The 14,922-nt window shown below is 64.9% G+C and carries 13 protein-coding genes; 3 read left to right on the forward strand and 10 right to left on the reverse strand.

The genetic code is table 11. The features are described from left to right. Positions 1-16: 16 nt before the first annotated feature. The gene (locus tag H4V99_RS12275) at positions 17-586 is read left to right on the forward strand and encodes a PepSY domain-containing protein (RefSeq protein ID WP_280678685.1); all 570 of its coding nucleotides are present in this window, start codon (positions 17-19) and stop codon (positions 584-586) included. A 10-nt stretch (positions 587-596) separates the two neighbouring features. On the opposite strand, the gene rraA is transcribed toward H4V99_RS12275, so the two are convergent. Further along, positions 597-1,064 (reverse strand): ribonuclease E activity regulator RraA, encoded by a 468-nt coding sequence (gene rraA / locus H4V99_RS12280; protein ID WP_280678687.1) that lies wholly within the window; start codon positions 1,062-1,064, stop codon positions 597-599. 183 nt (positions 1,065-1,247) lie between these two features. Here rraA and H4V99_RS12285 point away from each other — a divergent pair, with 183 nt between their 5' ends. After that, positions 1,248-1,997, forward strand: a complete 750-nt coding sequence (locus tag H4V99_RS12285; RefSeq protein WP_280678689.1) for a Pr6Pr family membrane protein — start codon at positions 1,248-1,250, stop codon at positions 1,995-1,997. A 2-nt stretch (positions 1,998-1,999) separates the two neighbouring features. Here the strand turns inward: H4V99_RS12285 and H4V99_RS12290 are convergent, their stop codons facing one another. The 6 genes from H4V99_RS12290 to H4V99_RS12315 form a co-directional block, all read right to left on the reverse strand. Next, positions 2,000-3,400, reverse strand: a complete 1,401-nt coding sequence (locus H4V99_RS12290) for an NAD(P)/FAD-dependent oxidoreductase (RefSeq protein WP_280680111.1) — start codon at positions 3,398-3,400, stop codon at positions 2,000-2,002. 117 nt (positions 3,401-3,517) lie between these two features. Then, the gene (locus tag H4V99_RS12295; RefSeq protein WP_280678691.1) at positions 3,518-5,059 is read right to left on the reverse strand and encodes a methyltransferase; all 1,542 of its coding nucleotides are present in this window, start codon (positions 5,057-5,059) and stop codon (positions 3,518-3,520) included. Positions 5,060-5,089: 30 nt separating this feature from the next. Continuing rightward, a complete protein-coding gene (locus H4V99_RS12300; RefSeq protein ID WP_280678693.1) occupies positions 5,090-6,217 on the reverse strand; it encodes an NAD(P)/FAD-dependent oxidoreductase in 1,128 nt (375 codons plus the stop codon). Then, the gene (locus tag H4V99_RS12305) at positions 6,210-6,917 is read right to left on the reverse strand and encodes a class I SAM-dependent methyltransferase (RefSeq protein ID WP_280678695.1); all 708 of its coding nucleotides are present in this window, start codon (positions 6,915-6,917) and stop codon (positions 6,210-6,212) included. Before H4V99_RS12305 ends, H4V99_RS12300 begins: the two co-directional genes overlap by 8 nt. Before the next feature lie 3 nt (positions 6,918-6,920). Beyond that, positions 6,921-8,162: a type III polyketide synthase gene (locus H4V99_RS12310; RefSeq protein ID WP_280678697.1), complete on the reverse strand. Its 1,242-nt coding sequence runs from the start codon at positions 8,160-8,162 to the stop codon at positions 6,921-6,923. 55 nt (positions 8,163-8,217) lie between these two features. Next, positions 8,218-9,087 (reverse strand): phosphatase PAP2 family protein, encoded by an 870-nt coding sequence (locus H4V99_RS12315; protein WP_280678699.1) that lies wholly within the window; start codon positions 9,085-9,087, stop codon positions 8,218-8,220. A gap of 174 nt (positions 9,088-9,261) precedes the next feature. Here H4V99_RS12315 and H4V99_RS12320 point away from each other — a divergent pair, with 174 nt between their 5' ends. Next, positions 9,262-10,215 (forward strand): phosphodiesterase, encoded by a 954-nt coding sequence (locus H4V99_RS12320; protein WP_280678701.1) that lies wholly within the window; start codon positions 9,262-9,264, stop codon positions 10,213-10,215. Here the strand turns inward: H4V99_RS12320 and H4V99_RS12325 are convergent. The 3 genes from H4V99_RS12325 to H4V99_RS12335 form a co-directional block, all read right to left on the reverse strand. Then, positions 10,142-11,863, reverse strand: coding sequence for a stealth family protein (locus H4V99_RS12325; protein WP_280678703.1), 1,722 nt, complete (start codon positions 11,861-11,863; stop codon positions 10,142-10,144). The two genes, H4V99_RS12320 and H4V99_RS12325, sit on opposite strands and share 74 nt — an antisense overlap. 176 nt (positions 11,864-12,039) lie before the next feature. Continuing rightward, entirely contained in the window at positions 12,040-13,956 is a 1,917-nt protein-coding gene (locus tag H4V99_RS12330; RefSeq protein ID WP_280678705.1) for a DUF255 domain-containing protein, read from the reverse strand. Between the two features lie 82 nt (positions 13,957-14,038). Beyond that, positions 14,039-14,872: an aldo/keto reductase gene (locus tag H4V99_RS12335; protein WP_280678707.1), complete on the reverse strand. Its 834-nt coding sequence runs from the start codon at positions 14,870-14,872 to the stop codon at positions 14,039-14,041. Between the last annotated feature and the right edge of the window lie 50 nt (positions 14,873-14,922).

Raw genomic sequence — 14,922 nt, forward strand, 5'->3', positions numbered from 1 at the left:
TGAGGATGCACCACACATGAAGAAGAAATTCGTCCTGATCGCCGCTGGTGCGGCCATCGTCGTGGGACTCGCCGGAGCTGGCGTTGCCGTCGCCGTGAGCGAGATGGGAGACGACACCCTGAGCGGAGAGACGCTCGAGCGTGCCAGCAATGCCGCTCTGGCCGAGGTGGGCCCGGGTACGGTAACGAGCGCCGAGCGCACGGACGACGGCGGGCCGGAATACGACCTCGAGGTTCGTCTCGACAATGGCGACGAGATCGATGTGGAGTTGGACAGCGCGTTCCAGGTGGTGTGGACCGGTAACCTCGACCGAAACGAATCAACTTCGGGTGGTACTTCCGAGCCCAGCACGTCTGTTGCGCCGACCGCAACGGCCGGACCCGCCGACGATCAGGCCGACGATCAGGCCAACGCTGAGGCTGCTGCCCTCGCCGCCGTGGGCAGCGGAACGGTCACCGAGTTCGACCGCAGTGACGACTCCGACCACCGCTATGAGGTTGAGATCACCCTCCCGGACGGCCGCGACGTTGACGTTGAACTCGACGCAGCCTTCACCGTCACCACCATCGACGACGCGGTTCAGTAGCGCCCCTGCGTCAGCGCTCGACGAGAATTCCGTCCTCGTCGCAGTAGATGGTGCGTCCCGGAGTGAACGTCACCCCGGCAAAAGCGACCACCGTATCTGCTTCACCGCTGCCCGTTTTTGAACTCTTGCGCGGGTTGCTGCCCAGCGCCTTCACTCCCAGGTCGAGGTGCGAGAGAGCAACACGGTCGCGAATGGCCCCGTTGATGACAACACCCGCCCAGCCATTGGCTACCGCTGATTCGGCAATCATGTCACCCATGAGCGCGGAATTGAGCGAGCCCGCCCCATCGACAACGAGCACTGATCCCTCGCCCGGGGCGGCCAGAATCGACTTGATCAAGGCATTGTCTTCGAAGCAGGTCACGGTGCGGATCGCACCGCTGAAACGGGCGCGACCGCCCAGATTTTGAAACTGCAGCGAAACGGACTGCAGTGCTTCTTCGTGCTCGTCGTACAAATCAGCGGTCACCAGTGTCATGGGAATCCTTCCACGAAAGTATTGTCACGTGCTCAATTCCTCCAGAGTAGGGCAGAGCCTCTCGTGGTGCAGCGCCGTCGAATGCGGGAAGAAATGGAATAGTCGACGCCGCAGGGTGCAAGCAGGCGTAGCGTTGGTGCATTGCTGTGTGCACGCACACGGTTTTTTTCGACAGGAGACGCGATGCGCAGAAGGTTTGGCATTGCCCGACTTCTGTTGGCGACCCTCGGATTCATCGCTCTGACCGGCTATTTCATTTATACGCTGGGCGTCGCCAGTTTTGCACTGAGCAACTTTTTTAGTTATTTCACCGTTCAGAGCGCTATAGCCGCCATCCTGGTGCTGGGTCTGGCGGCCCTCATCGCTCTGCGGCGTCCCCGGGACCCGGCCTGGCTTGATATGGCTCGGGCCATGATTACGACCTATATTTTGGTGTCCGGTGTGGTCTACGCGCTCATCGTCCTGCAGGCCTCGGGTGCTAACTACGCCATCGCGGTGCCCTGGTCCAGTCAGGTGTTGCACTTCTGGATCCCCGCCCTGGCGCTCCTGGACTGGATCGTGGACCCGTTCAAGGCGCGCGTTCCGTGGCGGTATCTGCCCTGGGTGATCGTTTTTCCCATTACCTGGCTCGTGTTCACCCTCATTCGTGGTGACCGGATGGGCTGGTATCCCTACTTCTTCCTCGATGCGCGGCAGGTGAGTGGCCCGACCGAAACGGTGTTCTACTGTGCCATCATCGTGGGGATCATCACCGGCATCGCCGCCCTCCTCGTAGCTCTCACCAGAATCACGCGGATGCCGCAGCTCGCCGTGTTCCCGCAGGCCCCGCGCATGCAGGTGATCGGCAGCCCGCCCCTCAACGAATCCAAGCACGAGCCCAAGCCCGAGCCGACTCGGCCCGACAGGGGTCGGCTGCAGCGAACAAGCGCGTGAGCTTAGGCCTCGGCGAGGAACGGCTCCAGTGATTTCAGCGCCGCAGCCAGAAAATCTGCGTCGCTCGACTCCGCTAGGCGCAGCGCGTTCTCCGCAGCCACCATGCCCATCAACACCGGTTCTCCCGTGATCGGCATCATGTTGACCCACACCGGGAAGTCGGCATCCAATCCAACGGTGGTCCACACTGGCGCAGCGGTATCCCAGAAGGGTACGTCATAGCGCAGCCACACCTTGTCGACCACACCCACGCCCATCGCGGCAATCGCACTCCGGTGCGCGAACGGTAACTCCGGTGAGAACTCCACGGCCCCGTCTTTGAGAACACCGAGTGGAACGGTGACAATCACGCGGTCCACGGAGAGCGCCTCGCCGGCACCGAGTCGCAGACTCACACCCTCCTCGGTGTACGCAATGAGCGTCACCACACTGGCCAGGGTGACATCAAGAGCGGCAGCGTCGCTGCTGAGCAGGTTGGCATAACCGCCCACGACGATATAGTCGTCATCGCTCGTGGGTGCGGCGGCGGTGTACCACGCGGATTGGTCGCTGGGGAGGGCGCCGGAGTCCATTTTGAGCTGGGTGGTGATCTCATAGTGCAACCAGTCGGCATCTGAGAGCCCCGCGGCGTCGAGGGACGCAGACTGATCGGATTCTCCCGAGTCCACGATGGCGCGTTCCACGGAGACGTCCTGCAGCTGTGACGCGGCCCAGACCAGCGCCGCAGCCACGGCATCGGCGCCGAGCGGCGAAAGCGGCACAACCTCGCCCGTCCGGGTGCGCACCTCCGGCTCGCGCGAGAACGGCAGGGTGCTCACGCCCAACGCCGCGAACTCATCGTTCAGAGTGTTCGACGCGGCGTTGCGCACAAAAGACGCCCCGAGCTCGATCGGGGTCGGCCATCCCTGCGTGACCGTGTCAATGCGACCGCCCACCCGCTCGCGGGCCTCGACAACGCTCACCGCATATCCGGCTTCGCGCAGCTGAGTGGCTGCCGCCAAGCCCGCGATGCCGGCGCCAATGACGGTGACGCGGTCGCTGACCTGGCCACTGGCCTGCACCTGCGTCGCTGCCCGCAGACCCGACTCGCGGGCGCCCTGCACCGTTCCCGGTTCCGTGGCCGCGGTTGCTTCACCGGCAAAGAACACCCGGTTCAGGAGGGGCTGGGCGAGAGCCAGTCGGTCTTCCGGCGCCGCGCCCACAGCGGAAAAACTGAACGAACCACGAGCAAAGGGGTCGGTCGACCACGAGGTACGCGCCATGCCCTGGGGGTTCGGCACCACCGAGGGCAGTGCGGTGGGAACAACGGATGCCGTGGGCTGGGGCGACGGCGCACCACAGGCCGCGAGCACCAGGACCGACAGCCCCGATGCCGTTCCGATCAAAAACTGACGGCGCTTCATCACCGTGCGAACGTCTCAGTCGTGGACGATGTGCACGTATCCAATCCGGCGCAGCTCATAGAACCAAACTACCGCAGCGGGCCGACTTCACCGCGGAGACGCGGGATAGGTAACGCGTCAGCGACCAGGAATCTGCAGAAAACCGTCGGCGAGCAGCTGGCGCACCTGCCCCAGCAGTTCCTCACTCAGCTCGTTCTCATCGGCGCTGAGCAGCTGGGCGAGAGCACCTACGATGGCGCCAATGTTCAGCTCGCCGTCACACGCACCCACGAGCCCGGCGAGCGCCGTGCTCAGGGGTACGGACCGCCCGAATCCGCTGCCCTGGTGGAGGGTGAGCAGGGTGGGGTCGTCCTGACCGGGCCAGTAGTGGCGTTCCTCGGTGACGTCGGGCGCCACCGTGAGCGTTGCCCGGAGCAAATCCGCATCGCTCGTGCTCGCCTGCCAGTCGTGGGCCAGCAGACAATCGGCGAGGTGGGCCCCGATGCCCGCGGCGTTGTGGCCGAGTGCTTCCGGCAACCGCTCAAGCCGGCGCAGGGTGGGTTCTCCGCGGGCCGGGCGTCGCAGCATGAGGTAGCCAAAACCCACCTGACGAACATCGCGCGCCTCAAAATCATCGAGCCAGGCCGCGTAGAGCCGGTCGAAATCCGGTGTGTCGGGCCGGGTCCCGCCGTCACGGATCCACGTTTCGGCGTACTCCGTGGGCTGCTGTACCTCACGCTCGATGATCCAGGCATCGAGGCGCGGCTGGTCTCCGGATTCGAGCCAGTCGCCGAGGCGGTCAAAGGCGTCGGTATCGCCCCGATACTCCCAATTGCCGAGGAGCTGCGCCACCCCGTTCGGTGTGAGGTGGGCAGCAGCACCCCGCACCACGGCCTCCACCAGTGCATCGCCCACCATGCCACCGTCGCGGTATTCGTAGCTCGGCACCCCCGGAACCCGGGGCGTGATCACGAACGGGGGGTTGGAAATAATGTGGTCGAACTGTTCCCCGGCCACGGGATCAAAGAGACTTCCGAGTCGAAACTCGATGTTGTCGATGCCATTGAGGCGCGCGTTCAGCGCGGCAAGGTCAAGGGCTCGCTCGGAGATGTCGGTTGCGACGACCCGCGACGCATGGCGGGCCGCGTGCAGCGCCTGAATGCCGCACCCCGTGCCGAGGTCAAGCACCGACTCCACCTGAATCGGCATGATGAGCGAGCTGAGCGTGCGCGATGCCCCACCCACGCCCAGAACATGGTTCTCCCCCAGCGGATGCCCCAGCGCGAGTTCACCGAGGTCGGAGATGATCCACCAGCTGCCGGCTCCGGCCGCATCAATGAAGGAATATGGGCGAAGATCAACGAGCGGGCGCATGTCCGTGCCGTGCTCCGCGACCAGCCCGAGGGCAGTCGCGCCCTCGATGCCGAGCGCCGGCAAGGCGGCGCGCAGGTCGCCGGTCGGGACGGGCAGCCCCAGTACGAACAGTTGCGCGAGGGTGGCGGTCGGTTCCGGCCGGGACAGACGTTCGCGCAGCGCCACGAGGGCGCGGCGGGCCGGCACCCGCTGGTTGCGGCGCAGCGCGGCATCCGCTTGGATACCCCACAGTCCCGTCAGTGCGCTCACCGAGTAGTGGGCGGCGGTCAGGTCGGCGCGGAGCTGGTCAATCAGAGCGGAAGTCACTGGTCTATTAAACCCGACGACGGTAACCGCCTAGAGCCAGCGCATGGTGAAGGCCCGAGCCACGAGGGCGTTGGCCGGCGGCTGCGCCAGGGTTCGTACCAGCGCGTTGCGCGCACTGAGCCGCAGCCCGGTGGCGGGACGACCCATGTTCATATTGAATCCGGCCTGCTGCGCGGCGATGACGGCGGTGCGCCGTCGCCGCCTACCGTAGGCCGACAGTGCTGCTACCGCGTGCTGGGGAGAACTAAGACCCTGCTCGATCGCCGGTGCGAGCGCCACGGCGTCGAGCCAGCCCAGGTTCATGCCCTGCCCGCCAATGGGGCTGATCTGGTGCGCAGCGTCGCCCACGAGTGCCACTCGCCCGGACGACATGCGCGCGGCGAGATGCTGCTGCACCCCGAAGGCGCTCGCCTCCCCGCGAGCTTCCCCCACCTCGGCACCGGTGCGGTGACGGATGATGTCGGCCAGGTCACTGCTGGTGGCCTCGGTGGCCAGATAGTCGGTCATGGCCACCCACCGGCGGTGTTCGCCGGGCAGCGGGAACGACTCCACGACTCCGCCCCGTTCGAAGTAGAGCATGGCCGTGTCGCCGAGGGTGCCGGTGTCGGCGTAGTCGCCCATGACGTAGGTTCCGCTTCGGCCGAGTGACGTCCACCCGATGCGCATGGCTTCCCGAACCCGGCTGCGTGCGCCGTCGGCACCCACCACGAACCTCGCCTGGATGCTGTCACCGGTGTCGGTGAGCACCTCCAGGTGATCGGTTCGCTCCCGCACTCCGGTGACCGTGACGCCTCCGCAAACGCCGTCGGGGCGCACCTGTTCAAACCGATTGCGCAGCAGGGACTCGGTGTCATACTGCGGAAGCGTGGCGACGAAGGGGTAACGAGTGGGCAGCTCCGCAAACGACATGGTGCCGAGGTCTCGGCCGTCACAGCGCACGCTGCCGTCCTGAACGTGCGTGGCCCGGCTCACAATATCCCGGCCCACGCCAATCTCATCCAGCACGTTGAGCAGCGGAGGGTGAATGCCAATGGCGCGTGACCGCAGGGACGGCTCCGTGCGCTGTTCCAGCACCTGCACGTCCAGTCCACGCACCGCGAGAACGCAGGCGAGCATCATGCCCACCGGTCCGCCTCCCACGATCACAACATCACGCATGGGCGCCACCCCGGGCATTCCATTCGAGCACAAGGCGCGACGGAAGCGCTCGCACCACCCGCCAGCCCGGTGGGGTGACTCCGGCTAGCTCGGGGCCGGTGAAACTGCGGCGAATGGAGGTCAGGCCATCGGGGCGAATGTAGGAACGCCGAAAGAACGGCCAGGTTCCGAGGGCGAACCCCAGGTACCCGAAGCGACTGCGCTCAATGTCGGCGTGCAGAACACGGCGGGTGGCGAGCTGTTCGGAGTCCACGAGCAACGCTCCCAGCTCAGCCGCCCCGAGGTGGTGCAGCATGTGGTTGGAGACCACGAAGTCGAACCGCGCGCCCTCTGCCACCAGCTCGGAACTGAATGCACGCCGAAAGGTGAGCCCTCGCTGCTCCGGCTGCGCGAGGCAGAACGCGTGTGCCCGCGCATCCGGGTCAATACCGGTGACGTTCAGGCGCAGGCCGTCCCGCACCGCCCAGCGCGCGAGCGCACGGGACACGTCTCCACCACCGGAGCCGATGTCCAGCAGGGTCGTGAGCCGCGTGGTAGACAGGGCCGGGCGAATATCGCGGCGGTATACGGTGCCCCAGCCCGAGACGACGGCATTGATCAGGCGAAAGTTTGCATAGGTTCTGGTGAGCATCGCGGGGTCGCAGTCGCCGTCCATGATCTCGACGGCGTCATCCGCTCGCTCGCGCAGCGACGGAATCAACCCTCAGCCGATGCTGACGGTCATGAGCCCAGACTCCACGGTGAGACCGGGCCCAAACGCCATGGCGCACAGGCGCTCGCCGTCTGCGCTCGTGGGGGCCTCGAGAATGGCCTTCATCACGAACAGGATGGTGGCACTGCTCATGTTTCCGTGCTCGCGCAGCGTCTCGCGAGACGCATGCAGCTGCGCTTCGCTGAGGCCCAGCTTGGCCTCGGTCTTGTCGAGGATGCTGCGTCCGCCCGGGTGAATAGCCCAGTGCGCGATGGCGGTGCTGGGAGCTGGTGCCACGAGGGTGGCCACCGAGCCGGCGGGCGCGGTTTGCCAGTCGGCACCGTCTGCCGACTCGATCGGGGTGAGCGCGGCGAAACCCAGGCCGTCGTCGGTGAGCAGCGAGCTGAGCTCGGCATCGCGGGCCATGAGTGGTGCGAGCGCCCCCGCAATGTGCTGGTCAATGATGTGGGGCACGTAGGTGCTGAGCACCATTTCGAAGCCCTCGTCGCCAATCTTCCAGGCCATGTCCCCCTCACCCACTGGAGTGATCACGGTCTCAAACAGGTCGAGGTTGAGGGCTTTCTCCCCGGGAAGCGGCGCACGGGAGCTGACGATGCCCGCGGCAGCACCGTCGGAGAACAGTGACGAGGCCACGATGGTGTCGGGGTCGTTGGAGGTGCGCAGGTGCAACGAGCACAGCTCTGCGCTCACCACCAGCACCACCGCATTCGGGTCGGCCTCCACGAACTGTTTGGCGGTGCGCAGCGCCGGCATTGCGGCGTAGCACCCCATGAAACCGAGGTGGTAACGCTGGGTGGCCGGGCTCAGGCCGAGTTCACGCACGAGCATGTAGTCCGGTCCGGGAGCGAAGAACCCGGTGCAGGAGACGGTGATCACATGGGTGATGTCGGCGGCCTCGATTCCCGGGCACGCCTCGAGGGCACGACGCCCGGCTTCAACGAACAGCTTGGTGGCCTCAACGATGTACAGCTCGTTGCGCACGCGTGTTCCCGGAATGAGCAGGCGCTGCTCAACCGGGTCGAAGAACTGCGGCGTCTCTCCGGCGGCATCAAGGGTGAGCTCTTCAATGACCGTGTGCCGCGTGTCGATTCCTGACACGTTGAACGACGTGTTCACGAGGCGTTGACCCAACCGACTGAGTCCGGGTTGGGACGCGAAGACATCGCGAACCTGTTCCTGGTACAAAACGGTGGGAGGAACTGCAGTCTGGAGAGATCTCAGCGTGACGGCCATACGACAGTGTGGCACGCGAACCCGTTTTTTTCTGCACGTCGACCGGCGCGCGCTATCACGGCAGCCGGGAGAACATCCGAATTCCCGTCAGCGCCAGGATGAGCCCCGTGGTGACAATTGCGGTGACTCCACCCAGATAGGCCACGAGGAGGTCGACGGATGCCCCGAATTCTCCGAGGAACGTGGCGGCAAAGGCCAGCACGGCGAGGGCCGCAAAGGGCACCAGCAGCACCCGGAGAAGGCGAACAACAGTGGATGCCTCGGGCAGCCGCACCCGCGTCGTCTCGACAACCGCAGCTGCTCCCGTCGATCCATCGCGCCTCGGCCAGGTGAGGATGGCGCCACCCACGCAGCCCCAGAAAGCCACCACGAGCAGGGAAGCGATCACATCGCTTGGCCGGTGCCACTGATTGGCGAGCGTGGCCACACCAGCGAGCACGGCGAAGGCCGTTCCCGCCACCGCCATCAGGGGCCGCAGTCGCGGACCTGCCACGAGAAAAACCACCAGAGCAGCCGCCGCAGCGACGGTCGTATGCCCTGACGGGAATGAGTTGCCCGCGTATCCCAGCACTCCCAGGTCCGGCCGATTCAGAATGCCGTACTTGAGCAGTTGCGCGGAAATCACTGCGGCAGCGGCCGCACCGAGGGCAATAAGGAGGGTGCGCCAGTTGCGCCTGATTAAGGAGATCACACCCGTCACGACCAGTGCCACAATCACGCTCACAGTGGGCACCAGATCAAGTAGTCCACGGGTGAAGGGCGTCACACTCCGGCGCCCGAACTCCGCGCCGTCGTAGGAGAGCTGGTCGGCACTCTGACCAGTAAGCGAGGCGACAAAGAACAGGTAGAGACCGATAAAGGCCACTGTCACGAGCGCTGCGCCGCCCACATATCGCGCGGAAGCGAGAGGGAGGGTGGAACGCACGGTTAAGCATGCCACAGTCAGCTGCAGGCGTCGCAAGAATGAGCGTGGAGAACGCCCCGCAGATGTTGACGAGTTGCGTGGCGTACACTCGACAGTCACCTGAGTCTGATCGAATAGGCACAGTACCGATGTTCGCGCGTGCAGAGTGCGTACCTCAGAACGAATGGAAGCTCCGTGAGCATTCGAACGGCTGAATACCCTCGGCCGGACCATTTCCTGTTACACCTGAGCGATACCCACCTGCTTGCCGGGGGTCGTCGCCTCTACGGCAGTGTGGACGTAGAAGCACATCTCACCGAATTGTTCCGCGAGGTGGAAGCCTCCGGTGCACGGCCCGAGGCCATCGTCTTCACCGGCGATCTCGCCGACAAGGGTGAACCTGGCGCCTACGCGCGTCTTCGAGAAATCGTGGAACCTGTCGCGGAACGTCTGGGGGCCCGCGTCATCTGGGTCATGGGCAATCACGACGACCGGAGAGCTTTTCGTCACGGCCTGTTCAACACGGCGCCCAATGGAAGTGACTTTGAAGCTCCCGTTGATCGGGTCTACGAGCTGAACGGTTTACGGCTGATCACCCTCGACAGTACTGTCCCCGGTCATCACTACGGCGAGGTGTCACCGGAACAGCTGGACTGGCTGGCCCATGAGCTGAGCGTGCCCGCTCCCGATGGCACCATCTTGGCCATGCATCATCCGCCCATACCGAGCGTGCTGGACCTCGCCGTAGCCGTCGAGTTGCGTGACCAGCAGCCACTGGCCCAGGTACTTCGAGGCACCGACGTGCGCAGCATCATTGCCGGTCACCTGCACTACTCGTCAACCGCAACCTTCGCCGGAATTCCCGTATCCGTGGCATCCGCTACCTGCTATACCCAAGATCTGAATGTTCCTGTGGGTGGCACCCTGGGTCGTGACGGTGCACGGGCATTCAATCTGATTCATGTGTTCCCGGACACGGTGCTGCACTCGGTTGTGCCGCTCGGCACTTTCCCCACGCTCGACCATATTGATGCGGCCGAGACCACCCGTCGACTCGAGGCGTCTGAGATCGAAATTAGCCCGTCGGGAACTTTGCCTGCATGGCCCGAGCCGCCAATGACCACTCCGATCCCGGTTCTGCGCTCGTAAGCGACGACGACCGCTCCCACGGAGCCACAATGGGAAAGTAGCGGTCGAGAAAGACCGTGACTGCAGCCCGGCGCACGTCGGGGGTGATCTCGGGATTGCTGCCGTCATTGAGACAGAACATGTCCTGGTCGCGGCGCTTGCGCAGGCGGTTCATCTGCCGCAGCGCAACCCGCAGTGTCGTCTCGATGTACAGCGAACGGGCCTGCGTCTGCTCGACGGCACGCCCGGTCATCAGCGAGTAGTAGTGGTAGAGCGAGTTGGTGACGGAGATATCCGTTGCCGAGCGGAAGCGGCTGGCCGCGGTGCGCGCGAAGTCCTCCGGAAACTCTTTCTCCAGCTCGAACAGAACGCTCTTCCGCATCGGCGCTGGGGTGTGCTCCAGGTGTCGCGTGGTCACCTTGCCGAAGCGCTCGTGCAGCAGCGCCCGGTTCACTCGTGCCGCGTTCTCAAAGCCGCTGCGCGTGGGGTCATTCTCGCCCAGCCCAATCCGGGTGGCGGCCTCCACAAACTTCGTGATGCCACCCGGAGAGAAGAACATCTCCGGACCAACGGGCCGGCCAAAGAACATGTCGTCGTTGGAATACAAAAAGTGCTCGGCCAGGCCTGGAATGTGATGCAACTGGCTTTCAACGGCGTGCGAGTTGTGGACCGGCAACACACTGGTGTCCACGAAGAAGTCTTCGCTGCGCATGATCGTCACGCGGGGGTGGTCGGCGAGCCACACGGGTGCCGGGGAGTCCGTGGCGATGAAGATGCGGCGGATCCACGGCGCGAACATGTACACGCTGCGCAGCGCGTACTTCAGTTCGTCAATCTGCCGAAAACGGGCGTCGGAGTCGTCCCCCTCCCCGACCACGTAGGACTGCATCCGCTTAGCGCGCTCGCGCTGAAATTCATCGGAGGAGCCGTCCACCCAGGAGAAGACGAGGTCAATATCGAAACTCACATCACTGGCGAGGTCATCGAACATGTTCTGCAGGGTGAGCCAGGTGCGTCCGTAGAGTTCGATCGTGGTCTCGCGGGCCTCCGAACGGAGTAACCGGGTGCGCATGAGCGCGTTCTCCACCGGTGCGATGATTTCCTCATCGCCGAACCGCCAGAGTTCCAGCTGAAAGGCTGTTTCGGCTCCGTACCTCAGTCGACCGATCGGCTCGATCCGCGGCCGATAAACCCGAAAAACGGAGGACTTGCGCATCGTGGACAGCACACCGTCGGCGAGCAACAGGGGCATCGTCTGGTTGCCGTTGAGCGGCTTTGCATAGAAGGGTTCGTTGGCGAAGGCCGCCGCCAGCACTCGCGTGATTTCCTTGCGACGCTTGCGGTCAACCGCGATGACCGGGCGTTCATGATCACCGCGAACGAGAAGAAAGTCGATGTCGGCTGCTTTGAGCGCGTCATACACCGCCACGAGGTCTTTCACCATGGACTCATGCGGAGTGAAGTGTCCGTTGATGAGCGCTATTTCGCCCTTGCGCACAACCAGGTCGTCGCGGTCGAAACGGCGCGTGCGGGCATCCGGCGTGACGAGCACGAGTTCCGGCTCCGTGCTGAGCAGGGGGGCCGGGATCAAGCTGGTTTCGGTGCCGATGTGGTCGTTGTTCAGAAGGGTGCCCCGCGGCTCTGAGCCCGGAATATCAAATGTCGGCATGGGTCCTCCTTGGGGTGGACAACTCCAGCGAGGCGAGCGACGGTGGCCTCGAAGAGTACGTCCGAAATAGTGGCCCGCTCGGCAACCTGGTAACAGGCGTCGAGTGTGAAGCGGCGGGTCGAACGCGGTGGCGTTACCTTGATTCTACTGGGTTGACCGCGACCAGCCCGGTGGGGTCAGAGCGCCACCGCACCACCCAGATCTGCGGCGGCCGTGACCGGGAGCAGACACACGAAGTCGAGGCACAGGTAGGCTCGCGGCAGCGGCCCGAGTGCCGAGCGACCCGCAAACAGCTCGAACCCGGCAGCCGCGAAGGCCGCTGCTTGCTGTTCCGTGACGCATGCCACCAGTGCGGCCGGGTGGCGCCGGGCCACCTCCACCAATTCGGCGGGTGTCGTGGCCGTCGTCTCCGTGGGTGAAACCACGACGAGCTGTTCTGCGGCCTCGGACAACGCCGTAAACAGGCGCAGGGTGGCACCAAAAGCGAGCGGCCGGTCACGAGCGGGGGCCGCAACCGGGCTCAGGGCTGCTTCCGCACCGGCGCGGTACACCGAGTCCCCGGTGAGGAGGTACAGCATATTCGCGGCCGTTGCCGTGGCGGTGAGCCCGGAGGGATACGCACCTTCCGCGGGGTCGAGGGCGATGGCGAGGCCCTGAGCGGTGAGCACTGGATCTGCTCCGTTCGGAGCACGGAACACCTCGGTGTGGAGCCTGCCCCCCGAGTCGCTGGCCCCGTCGACAGGCGCATCGACGGGGCCCTGCAGTGTGCCGTCAATGAGTGCGCGGGCAGCCACAGCGTAGGTCACCTCACCAGTGGCCAGCGCGAGTTCCAGAAGACCGAGCGCGAACATCCCGTAATCCTCCAGGGTGGCCTCGGCCGACGAGGTGCGTTCACCAATCGAAGCCCGCAGGAGGGTTCCGTCCTCGCGAACGTGCCGGCGAAGCAGATAGTCGGCACCGCGGCGCGCGGCCTCGAGCAACGGTCGGCCGCTGTGACCCCAGGCAAACCCGGCGCGCGCCAGGGCACCGATCGCCAGACCGTTCCACCCCGTGAGCACCTTCTCGTCCAGAGCCGGTGGGGTCTCGCTGCGGCGTGCCTGGTCATCCAGTGCATAGTAACCACCCTCAACCCGCTCGCCACCGACGGTGCTCTCGGAATCCTGGGCGCTGGCGAAGCCGCCCCCGGGCAGTTGCATAACCTCCACGAGAAAGTTGCCGATCCCCTCGGCCACCACCCGTGTCCACGACTCGCCCGTGAGCTTCCACGCCTGCGTGTAGTGCTCGAGCAGCTGCGCGTTGTCGTAGAGCATGCGCTCGTAGTGCGGCTCACTCCAGTCCCGGTTCACGGCGTACCGAAAGAATCCGCCTTCGATCGGGTCGCGCAGCGGCGAAGCTCCCATGCGTTTGAGGGTACGCAGGGCCAGTTGCTGGCCGTCGGTGCGGCCCAGAAGAAAACCGAGCACCGGTGCCACCGGAAACTTCGGTGCACCGCCAAATCCGCCGAAGAGGGTGTCCTCCTGCGCAACCAACTCGGCAACCGTCAACTCCAGGGTGTCGGTGTCCGGCAGCGCGTCCTGCGTGCGCAGTTGGAGGGACGACTCGGCGAGGGCATCAGCCACCCGAGCAGCGCCGGCCTCCACCTCAGGGCGGCGGGTAGTCCAGGCATCCGTCACGGCTTCCAGCACCTGACGGAACGAGGGGGCACCCTGGGTGGGCCGCGGCGGGAAGTACGTTCCGGCGTGAAAAGCCCGGCCGTCGGGTGTGACGAACACGTTGAGCGGCCAGCCGAGTCCCTGTACGAACGCGCTTGCGGCAGCGAGATAGCTCGCATCTACGTCGGGGTGCTCTTCACGGTCCACCTTGATGCTGACGAAGTTGTCGTTCAGGTAGGCGGCGAGACGAGGGTCACTGAAACTCTCCCGGGCCATGACGTGACACCAGTGGCAGGTGGAGTAACCGATCGACACCAGCACCGGAACGTCCCGGGCGCGGGCCTCCTCGAAGGCCTGCGCCCCCCACCCCTGCCAGTCCACCGGGTTATCGGCGTGCGAGCGTAGGTACGGGCTGATGGCATCCACGAGGCGGTTGGGCATACTCCATTGTGCTCGCCTCGGGAAGTTCGGGCTACGTCAGGCCGCCGAGTGTGGAGATATGCCCTCCCGCTGCCGCCGTGGGTTAGTTGATGTCGTTCGGGTGTCCGCCGACGCGACCGGCACGCTCCAGTGCCGAGATCATGGTGACCTCGGTGGGTGTGAGCTCGAAGTCCAGCACGTCAAAATTCTCGATCATGCGCTCACGCCGGTTCGACTTGGGGAACACAATGTTGCCCGTCTGCAGGTGCCAGCGAATGACAACCTGGGCGGGCGTCTTCCCGTGCTGCTCGGCGGCGGCCACGATCACCTGCGTCTCAAAGAGCGGGTACTTGCCCTGGCCGAGGGGTCCCCAGGCCTCAATCTGCACGCCGTTTTCACGCGCCAGTGCGGTCACGTCGAGCTGCTGGTGAGCAGGGTGCAACTCAATCTGGTTGACAGCCGGCACGATGTCTGTTTCCTGCAGCAAACGCTGAAGGTGCGGAACCAAAAAGTTGGAGACGCCAATGGAACGGGCCCGGCCACTCTCCCGAATCTTTTCCAACGCCTTCCAGCTCTCGACATAGGTGTCTTTCGCCGGGGTGGGCCAGTGAATCAGGTAGAGATCCACGTAGTCGAGGCCCAGCTTGTCGAGGCTCTCATCGAATGCGGCAAAGGCCGTTTCGGTGCCCTGGCGATCGTTCCAGAGCTTGGTGGTGATGAAGAGCTCATCGCGGGCGATACCGGACTCGGCGAGCGCCGTGCCCACGCCCGCTTCGTTGCCGTAGATGGCGGCCGTGTCGATGTGGCGGTAACCCACGTCGAGGGCGTCCCGCACGATGCGTGTGGTCTCGTCCGGATCAACCTTGAACACACCAAATCCGAGCTGGGGAATGGTGTGGCCGTCATTAAGAGTCAGGGTGGGTACAGGCTTCGTCATCCCCCCACCCTAGGGGCGAGGGCTGTTCACTCTCTGTACCCGAACACACC

The sequence above is a fragment of the Cryobacterium sp. CG_9.6 genome (genome assembly GCF_029893365.1).
In the GTDB taxonomy this organism is placed as follows: Bacteria; Actinomycetota; Actinomycetes; order Actinomycetales; family Microbacteriaceae; genus Cryobacterium.

What these genes read in the sequence shown, in the direction of transcription:
- H4V99_RS12275 (WP_280678685.1), top strand. Translation starts at nt 17, where the DNA reads ATGAAGAAGAAATTCGTCCTGATCGCCGCTGGTGCGGCCATCGTCGTG.
- rraA (WP_280678687.1), bottom strand. Translation starts at nt 1,064, where the DNA reads ATGACACTGGTGACCGCTGATTTGTACGACGAGCACGAAGAAGCACTG.
- H4V99_RS12285 (WP_280678689.1), top strand. Translation starts at nt 1,248, where the DNA reads ATGCGCAGAAGGTTTGGCATTGCCCGACTTCTGTTGGCGACCCTCGGA.
- H4V99_RS12290 (WP_280680111.1), bottom strand. Translation starts at nt 3,400, where the DNA reads ATGAAGCGCCGTCAGTTTTTGATCGGAACGGCATCGGGGCTGTCGGTC.
- H4V99_RS12300 (WP_280678693.1), bottom strand. Translation starts at nt 6,217, where the DNA reads ATGCGTGATGTTGTGATCGTGGGAGGCGGACCGGTGGGCATGATGCTC.
- H4V99_RS12310 (WP_280678697.1), bottom strand. Translation starts at nt 8,162, where the DNA reads ATGGCCGTCACGCTGAGATCTCTCCAGACTGCAGTTCCTCCCACCGTT.
- H4V99_RS12325 (WP_280678703.1), bottom strand. Translation starts at nt 11,863, where the DNA reads ATGCCGACATTTGATATTCCGGGCTCAGAGCCGCGGGGCACCCTTCTG.
- H4V99_RS12330 (WP_280678705.1), bottom strand. Translation starts at nt 13,956, where the DNA reads ATGCCCAACCGCCTCGTGGATGCCATCAGCCCGTACCTACGCTCGCAC.
- H4V99_RS12335 (WP_280678707.1), bottom strand. Translation starts at nt 14,872, where the DNA reads ATGACGAAGCCTGTACCCACCCTGACTCTTAATGACGGCCACACCATT.